The organism is Vibrio sp. bablab_jr001 (genome assembly GCF_016464285.1).
GTDB lineage: Bacteria > Pseudomonadota > Gammaproteobacteria > Enterobacterales > Vibrionaceae > Vibrio > Vibrio fluvialis.
Map to the genome: position 1 here is coordinate 1 of NZ_JACDWZ010000109.1, position 283 is coordinate 283.

At 53.7% G+C, this 283-nt stretch carries 1 rRNA gene; it reads right to left on the reverse strand.

What is annotated here, in order from left to right:
• Positions 1-283, reverse strand: a 16S ribosomal RNA gene (locus JIG40_RS21650); the annotation flags it as partial.

Below are 283 nucleotides of genomic sequence, written 5' to 3' on the forward strand. Positions count from 1 at the left end.
CGACTTCACCCCAGTCATGAACCACAAAGTGGCAAGCGTCCTCCCGAAGGTTAAACTACCTGCTTCTTTTGCAGCCCACTCCCATGGTGTGACGGGCGGTGTGTACAAGGCCCGGGAACGTATTCACCGTGACATTCTGATTCACGATTACTAGCGATTCCGACTTCATGGAGTCGAGTTGCAGACTCCAATCCGGACTACGACGCACTTTTTGGGATTCGCTCACTTTCGCAAGTTGGCCGCCCTCTGTATGCGCCATTGTAGCACGTGTGTAGCCCTACTC